Source organism: Micromonospora sp. M51 (assembly GCF_018070305.1).
GTDB lineage: Bacteria > Actinomycetota > Actinomycetes > Mycobacteriales > Micromonosporaceae > Micromonospora > Micromonospora parva.
In genome coordinates this window covers 40513-48547 of sequence record NZ_JAGPXZ010000001.1, presented here as the reverse complement: position 1 = coordinate 48547, position 8035 = coordinate 40513, and the positions used below count along the sequence as shown (strand labels likewise).

Here is an 8035-nt window from a genome sequence, read left to right as displayed (position 1 = left end):
TATCGTTGGCCGCCGCCACCGCCGCGGCGCTGCCACTGCTACTGCTGGCAGACGCAGGGCCGCGGTGGCTTCTCCTGGCTCTGCTCCTCCTGCCCCTGGCCATAGTCGCACTTGTGTTTTCCGGGCGTCGGCTGTTAGATGACCCCGACTTCGAGCTGTCCTACTTTGTCCTCGCGGTCACGATCGGCCTCACCGCCCTGCAGGTGGCCGCTGCCGCGGTGAGCATCTACCGCGACGACAGGGGCCCGCACGCCATGATTCGCGAGGTCAAGCCCGTGAAGTACCAGGCGCGTGCGTCACTCGACGGGTCGCAGCTGCGGATTACCGAGGAGGTGACGCTCGACCCCGACCCGCCCAACAACCCGGTGCGGGCCATGGCCAAGGGGTGGCAGCTCACGCACGCCTTCGAGGGCAAGCTCGTCTACCGACGTGAACGGGTGGAGACGGTGGAGCGTCTCAATTTCGCCGAGTCCGAGGTTCGGCTAACCATGGACCTCGGCGTGACCACCAGAAACAGGGAGCTCGTGCCGGCCGACGGATCCACCCTCGAGATCACCGCACCCAAGGGTGCACTCGGGACGATGGAGCCGCCGGCGTCCCAGGTGGTCGACGTTCCACAGCGCCGGGAGATGGCGACGGTGCAGCTCGAACCGTCTGACGACCAGCTGGTGATCAGCGTGCGGCCATCCTGGCTGCGGAATCCAGCCGGGCGTTACGTCGACCCCATCCTGTCCTGGGGCCCCTGGGCCTGGCTCTTCGGAATTCTCGTCGTACTGGTGGTAACCGTCGTGGTTGGCAAGCTGACCACCGGCGCGGACAGCGCCCTAGGGCGTCTCCTGCGGCGTCGTCGCACGCCCCCGCCGGGCCCGCCTAGCGGTGGGCAAGCTGGCCCCGACCCGGCGCCAAGGCGCCTGCCGGGTGGCGGTGCCGGGCTTCTCGTCCGGAGGCCTCGCCGGGGCCCTTAGCGTCGTCCGCGATGCTGCTACACCCGTGCAGGTACGCCATCGTCGCCCTCGCCCGTGCCGGGCAGCCCGGCGAGCGGGTCGGCCAGGACGTCGGTCGGGGTGGGCAGCTGCGGCAGCGGGCTCTCCGGCTGGGCCGCGGGCTGCGCGGCCGGGTTCGTCGGCGCCCCCTGCTGGATGCCCGGCGGGAGGTTCGGATCCATGCCGAGACCGGCGGTCGCGGCAGCGATCTACGCGGCGAGCAGCTGGTCGTCGGCCCACTCGGTCATCATCAGGTTCGCGTCGCCCGGGCTGAATCCCCAGATGTGGATCAGTCGCGACCGCCGCGGGATGTCGTTGAGGGCCTTGCTCGCCGCGTCGGCGCGCTCGGCGAGGCTGAGCCGCTCCGGCGACGCCCACAGGGTGCGCAGCCTGGACAGGTCGGCCCGGTCGGGCTGGCCCATCTGCAGGAACGCGAGGCTCATCACCCGGGCCCAGGCGTGGCTGGTCCGGTCGATGCGGTCGCGGGTCTTGAAGACCAGGCCCTCCCTGGAGAGCGAGGCGCCCTCGGCGGACTGGTTGACGCCGGCCGGCATCAGCAGGTGCATCGGCGTGCGGGTCACCGCCGCGAGGTGCTGGACGTCGTCCTTGACCCCGTTGAGGATGCCGGACAGGTCGACGATGCCGGACTCCCACATCTTCGCGGTCTCCGGCAGCTGCCAGAGCGCGGCGGGGTCCGCCGTGAAGACGTCGGTGTAGTCGATCTCGTTGCCGTCTTCGTCCTCGAGAGGAAGACCCCGTTGAGCGGCTACTTCGACGAGCCGCTCTGCCAGAATCATCCGATGGCTAGCGACCTGGACATCGGCATGCTTTGTGAGCTCGTTGACGTCGTCGCCAAAACGATCGCCCATGCTGGCCGACACCAAGATCTGCCGGATCAGTTCACCCGTGTAGGTTTACCCGTACCAACTCAGGACGGCACCAAGACCGAGCGGGCGCAGCGTAGCGTCGCAGCGGTTTCCGACGAGCGGCTGCCAGAAATAGCGCGCCTGATGCTTGCCCACGGCTTGCTAAGCGCCGGCACCCGCAACGCGATCCAGGATGTGCTGTGGGCGGTCGAGGCGACCCCGGACATCCCGAAGCGGACCCGGCGCGAGATTGCCCGCAGTCTCGATATAGGTACTTTCCTTCCGGCCTACCCGCAGTTCAGGCGCATGCTCGAGGACCTGTGGGACCTAGATGCCAATCCGCTTGCCGGTTTTCTCCTCAACGACACAAGCCTCGGCGGGCAGATCGACCAGCACGTGCAACGAAACCCCGGTGACTGGACGGCCGAGGTACTGTTCGAGAATCTCGGCGCATTCGACTCGTTCAACAAGCGGTTCGCGTTGCTGCTGGAGGGGCTGGTCTCTGGTGAGACACTGCTCGACGAGGCGGCGCAGCGCGCACCGTGTCCCTTCTCAACCGGCATCTGCATGGCGCGGGGTTGCAACTACGTGAGACCGGGGAGGCTGACGGCTACCCGGTGTTCCATTTGACGTCGACCCGGGCGCATGCCGGCCGGGTCAAGAATCTGATTTTCGCGTCGTTGGGCAAGCCGGATCTGCGTCTCAGCGACGCGATAGACAACGAGATCGAGATCGTTGCTGGTGCCGACAAGGTCCTTATCTACGACCGGCGTGTCATTTCCGACGGCCTGCGCTGGCGGGATCTGCAGAGTTGGTGGAAGGACGCGCAGTCCCTCAATAGCGAAGAGGACCCGGTGGCGAAGGCTGCGGGATAGCTTGCCCCCTTCGTCCCCACCGCAGCAGAGGCTGTTCGACCTGTTCCACGAAATTCACGCCGACCGGGTATACAACCTGCCGGCGCTATTGCCGGAGGTGTGGCTGCACTGGGATCCGCAAACGGTACAAGCCCGCAGGGCGGCGGCAATGATTAACTTGCGCATGGACTTCCTCATGCTGTTGCCAGGCGGCCACCGGATCGTCCTCGAGGTTGACGGCAAGCACCATTATGCAACCGGCACGCTGGCAGACCCTTTCGTGTACTCAGCGACGATGCGCGGGGACCGAGACCTCAAGCTCGCGCGCTACGACGTGTTCCGCTTCGGCGCGGCGGAGCTTGAGGAGCAGGAGCCGGCCCGGGAGATGCTGCGTGCCTTCTTCGCGGACTTGTTCCGCACGTACCAAGTGGCCTGACATCAAGGTTGCTCGTCCGTCGAGTCCGCCACACGACGCCCGTACTATCCCCCGTGCGCTGCTGATATCCCTGCGGATGGGTTGACGCGTTTCCTACGCAGCTCCGTCGTCGAGCGGCATGCTCAGGCGCAGAACGGGCAAGTCCGCCGGGTGATCGAGTTCCAGGGTTAGATCGAGTCCTGTGTCGAGGATGGCTCGGACGTCCGCGTGATCCTGTGGCGGGATTGTGGCGACCATCTCGTCGGCTACGTACAACGCCAGCGGCTCGGGTGGCGCGTGGTCGCGGGCAGGTGCGAGATTCAGCTGAGCGTGTGGCGGTGCGATCCCGGCGGTGAGACCGGGCAATGTGACGGCAACAGTCCCGGTCTCCAGGAGAGTCTTGAGCAGGCTGCGACTACGAAGTCTTGTGATGTCCAGCAGGTCGAGAACCTCTGACGAGGATGCGTCGAAGCGCTCTCGCCATTCAGCGATGCCCATGCCGGCCAACCACAGGCGCATGTCCTCGTGAGTGGCTTGAAGATCAGACGGCAACGCGGCGACGATGGCGTGCGCCAGGCGCCGTGACCGGATACCGGACGTCATCAGCAGGAGGGCATGCGGCGTGTTGACGCCGTAGCGGATGTACCCGCCGAGTTCCGGGCACAGTCGCGCCTCACTGTCGGCATCGATGAGACGGGCGTTCACGAGTTCGACCATCGTGCTGACGGTCCACGCGAGGTAATGCTCGAAGTGCGCGGTCACCGCGCTCACCATCTGTGCGATGCGCGACGCCGGGTTCGTTGCCGCCGCAAGGTGTGTGTTAGCGAGGTCAGCTAGGGGCTGTCCGGAGATCCAGTCCCTAAGCAAGGCCGTGGGCTGGACGTCAATGTCGGCGCCTTGAGGGCTGACTCGGAACCGCCATTCTGGGGCTTCGGGGCGCTGAAGGAGTTCGGCGAACATGGTGGGCAGCTGGATGATGGCCTGCTCGGGGTCCCGCATGTCCGGCAGGCGCCCGTTCGCATCGGCGCGCAGTATCACCGCGGCAATGCGGGATGCCAGGTCGTCCATGCTGCGAGCCGTCCCGATCGAGGTACCCGTCCTAGGCCACCGGAGCCGAGCGTCCGGGGCGCTAGCCGCGTACGTGCGGCGCGTGGCTTCCGAGACGCGCGTCAAGGTAGTGCGGGCGTCAGCCGAGTGCGTGGCCGCGAGGGTGCAGCCGACGAGGGCGTCGATGTCCACTGCGGCCGGGTCTGTGCCGCGGCCTTCCTCGATGGCTAACAGCAGCCAGACGAAGCTGATGAAGTCGCCGACGATGTCGATGGCGGAGAACACGGCGTCGGCGTCGTCACGCAGCCGTCCTTCCATCTCCGCGAAGGACTGGAGCGCGATGTCCGTCGTGAGTGACGATGTGACGGCGAGCGCCTCTGGGCCGGGATCAAGGTCGCGGAAGTCCTGCTCTGTGGGCTCCGCGGCGCGAACCAGCACGATCCAGCCTTCGGTCTCCTTGCCTGCGCGTCCCGCACGGCCCATAGCGTTGACAAGGCGCGCGCCACGTAGCCGGCTCTCCTCGGCTTGATCTTGATACGTCTGGTCGTAGATGACCACGGTGCGAACCGGAAGGTTCACCCCATCGGTAAGCGTAGAAGTGCACGTCAAGTAGGGCAGGCTATCGCCGCGGACAGCTTCCTCGAGTGCTTCCAGCACCTCAATAGGCAGGCCGGCATGGTGAAAACCCACTCCATGCCGGAGGGCATCGACGAGGGGATGGTCGGCGCCGAGTTGCTGCCGTACGAAGTCCACGAGCGGTGCCAGTGTGGGCTGCTCGTCGCACTCGGCGGCCAGGCCCTTAGCGAGCAGTTCGGCTTGCTTTCGGGTGGTGGCCACGACGAGAACTGATCCGGCATGGCCCAGCGCGGTGATCATCTGGCTAGCGATGACGTACTGCTTTGTGGAGCGTGTCGCGTCGGTCGGTAGGCCGGTTTGGCGGCTGATGCCATCCTTGGACTTACGGACCAGGCGCCAGCCCGTGTCGCCCTGGGTGGAGAGCTCGGTGGTGTGGCCGTCCGCCAGGCGCAGCCGAATGCGGCCCTGGAGTTCAGTGGTGTGCCGGTACGACCACGTAGGCCCCGCGCCCCCCTGCGTCCGGGTTTCGTGCCAGATAGCCTTGGTATTGAAGGCAGCATGCAGGCGTCGCGGACCTCTCCATTGGGACTCGTGGCGCAGGCACTGCCCGTCAGGGCTGAGCCATTGCGCGATGGCCCCAGCGTTGCCCATAGCTGCCGAAATCAGCACGATTTGATGACCGGTGTCTCGCGTGAGGTAGTCCAGCACAGCGATCACCGACTCCAGTACGAAGCCGCGGCCGGACTCCTTGAGCAGCTGCGCCTCATCGAAGATGAACATGCCGAAGCGGTCGAGAGCCGCTGCCGAGTCATGGCGCAGTAGGTGACCAAGCCGTTCCGGAGTCATAACCTCGACATCGGCGGGCGCCGCCGGTTCAGCCGTTGCGAAAATGTCCCACGCGCTCGGGTAGTCGGGCTGCTCCGCGCCGGTCTCCTTCTGCAGGATGCGTACTCTGCTGGTCATCGCTCGGCGAACCTCGCGCCCCAGGCTGCGGGTCGGTGCGACATAGCAGACGCTGCGGTCGGTACGGGAGAGGTGCTCAACGGCGAGCATCTGCGCGACGAGGGACTTGCCGCCGCTTGTCGGCACGGCCAACACCGTCCGACGGACGCTGGGGTCGAAAGGTGATGGGCTACCGGTGACCAGGTCCCGTTGCGGCTCCCACAGCGTCAGCACCGGCGGGCTTCCGACGGTGAAGGCCTGTCTCACGAGCGCCGACACGGTGGGTGGCAGGACCTTTGGGTTCCAGAGCGACCCAAGCTCCGCCTCGCCTGCGAAGTTGAGGAGGTGAGCGGCGACCCACTCGGAGTGCAGGTCGCTGGGGCCGGCTTCGCCTGCCGCCACTCGGCGCAGGCGGGCGAGACCACTTTGCAATCGGCCGGTGTTGCCGCGGGCGAAGTATTGCAGGAGGTCCTCGGCCCCAAGGATCACCAGGTGGGTCGGTCCAAGGGCTGTGCTGCTGAGGTCGGCCAGCGCGGATTGCCGTGCCAGAGCGGAAAGTTGCCGTCGCCAGATGCCGAACCAGCTAAACAGCGTCTTGGTCTCGAAACCGAGGAACGCGAGGCCTGCCTGCAGCGAGAGCGTGCCGAGGTGCTCGGCGACGGCTGTCTGCACGTGGATATCGGCTCGCAACCTGTTGAATATCGCCGTGGCGTTCGGGTCGCGGCCACCGCGTCGGTAGCCGACCGCGGCTGCGAAGCCGAAGGACAGGCGCTCGGCAGGGGTCCAGTTGACCTGATTGAGGGCCAGGTCGAAGATGTGGGCACTGACGAGGAACGCTTGACGCTGTCGCGCAAGGGAGTAGAGCTCGCGTGCTCCATTGACTGAGGCGACCCCGTGCAGGTACCAGGCGGTCTGGAACAACTCCGGCGGCAGTTCGGGGCGCTGTAGGAAAAGTTGGGCTTCTACCCGGCCCATTAGCCTTTGGAGTTCTTCCGCCGCTGGTAGTCCGGTGCGTTCACTGAGGGCGCCTCGTAGCAGGTCAAGGTTCAGAGACCGCTCCACACGATCTCCCTCACTCGCTTAACGAAATCCGGGAAGTCGGGCACGGCAACAACGATGCCTTCGAGCTGGCCGGCGGTCTTGAAGTCGGGGAATGCGCTGCTAAGGGAGTGGAACGTGGCTGCGTCGGCGGGCGTGTGACAGTGGCACGTACCGACCGACACGCCGGCGCCGGCGCAAGGGTCCCGGTCGAACCACCGCTCCACCATGGTCTCGTAGAGCTGACCCAAAGGCCCGGTATGGGTGGTCGTTGCCGGAGCAGCGAGCTTGGCGAGGTACACGTGGCCACGCTCGCTCAACTGCTGGCTGGCTCTGTTGATCGTGCTGGACAAGACCTGTCCGGGCTTGTTGGGCGCAAACTTCTTCATCTCCCACAGCCTGAACACCAAGGTTCCGCCACGGTCCTCGTACACCACAAGTCCGTCGCCGCCCGGCTCCTTCGGATCCGGTTTCACAGGATGCGCTTGCACCAGTTGACGACCGTCGCGGCACGTCGTTCTCTCCTGGATGATCCGATTCCAGAGCAGTTCGGCCACGTGTCCTTGCACGTGGTTGTCGTGAGAGGGGGCACCCGGCACACCAAATGCCAGAGCTACGAACGTCTTGACAGCGGCCAGCCTGCTGCCCGTTTGGGCGGGACCGCCGTCACGACGGGCCCGCCAGTCCTGCAGCAGGGCCGAAGCGCCCATCGCGATGGTCATCGCATCGTCAGCAAGGATCTGGGCGGCTTCTTCGCGTGCCTGAACGTCGATCGTCGTGCCGCCGACGACGTACTCGACCTTCGAGTTCGAGGGGTTGTTGACGAGAGCCAGCAGAGGCGTCAAAGCAGAAGGGATCGTCACTGTTTACGCGGTCTCCCACGAGCTGGCTAAGCACGAAGATCGAGTCGTCGCGGTGACGATACCCCTTGGACCCCGGGCCGAGCTAGGTCTCGAGCGACCTCTCGCGCTACACACCGGCTTCGCCCTGACCAGTCGAGGTGCGGTCTAAGCCGACTACTCCCCCACCTTGGCGGTATTGCCGGCGGCGCCCTGACAGCTCCCGCCGGGCTCGGTGCGCCGAGCCCGCCGGTGGCCGCCAGGGTGGCGGAGGGAGGAGGCCGGAATATCCGGCGCAGAGCAGCACAAGGACTGGTGCGAGGAGCACGAAGAGGGGGAGGGGTGCGCCACCGACTGGGCGCCCCGAGCGGGGCACCCAGCTCCTACACCGGGTCTTGCAGCGGCCCGCGGAGGAGCCCGTGGTGCAGATCAACCTCCACGGCCCAGACGGGCAGGCGGTCGCCGAGTTCACCCC

At 66.3% G+C, this 8035-nt stretch carries 6 protein-coding genes and 1 pseudogene; 3 read left to right on the top strand and 4 right to left on the bottom strand.

Annotation, left to right across the window (positions count from 1 at the left end; translation table 11 throughout):
* The coding region (locus KBX53_RS00225; RefSeq protein WP_210857390.1) for a hypothetical protein at positions 1-965 on the top strand (965 nt) is incomplete at its 5' end.
* 17 nt (positions 966-982) lie between these two features.
* Here the strand turns inward: KBX53_RS00225 and KBX53_RS00220 are convergent.
* Both KBX53_RS00220 and KBX53_RS00215 read right to left on the bottom strand, forming a co-directional pair.
* The gene (locus tag KBX53_RS00220) at positions 983-1165 is read right to left on the bottom strand and encodes a hypothetical protein (protein ID WP_210857389.1); all 183 of its coding nucleotides are present in this window, start codon (positions 1163-1165) and stop codon (positions 983-985) included.
* 27 nt (positions 1166-1192) lie between these two features.
* Positions 1193-1780, bottom strand: coding sequence for a hypothetical protein (locus KBX53_RS00215; protein ID WP_210857388.1), 588 nt, complete (start codon positions 1778-1780; stop codon positions 1193-1195).
* 3 nt (positions 1781-1783) lie between these two features.
* Here KBX53_RS00215 and KBX53_RS00210 point away from each other — a divergent pair.
* Positions 1784-2724: pseudogene (locus KBX53_RS00210) on the top strand (hypothetical protein).
* 1 nt (position 2725) lies between these two features.
* On the top strand, positions 2726-3139 hold the full coding sequence (locus KBX53_RS00200) for a hypothetical protein (protein WP_210857385.1): 414 nt from the start codon (positions 2726-2728) through the stop codon (positions 3137-3139).
* A gap of 93 nt (positions 3140-3232) precedes the next feature.
* Here KBX53_RS00200 and KBX53_RS00195 read toward each other — a convergent pair whose 3' ends face one another.
* Both KBX53_RS00195 and KBX53_RS00190 read right to left on the bottom strand, forming a co-directional pair.
* Positions 3233-6745, bottom strand: a complete 3513-nt coding sequence (locus KBX53_RS00195; RefSeq protein ID WP_210857384.1) for a DEAD/DEAH box helicase — start codon at positions 6743-6745, stop codon at positions 3233-3235.
* Complete coding sequence (locus KBX53_RS00190) at positions 6730-7584, bottom strand: hypothetical protein (RefSeq protein WP_210857383.1); 855 nt, start codon at positions 7582-7584, stop codon at positions 6730-6732. Before KBX53_RS00190 ends, KBX53_RS00195 begins: the two co-directional genes overlap by 16 nt.
* Positions 7585-8035 lie beyond the last annotated feature (451 nt).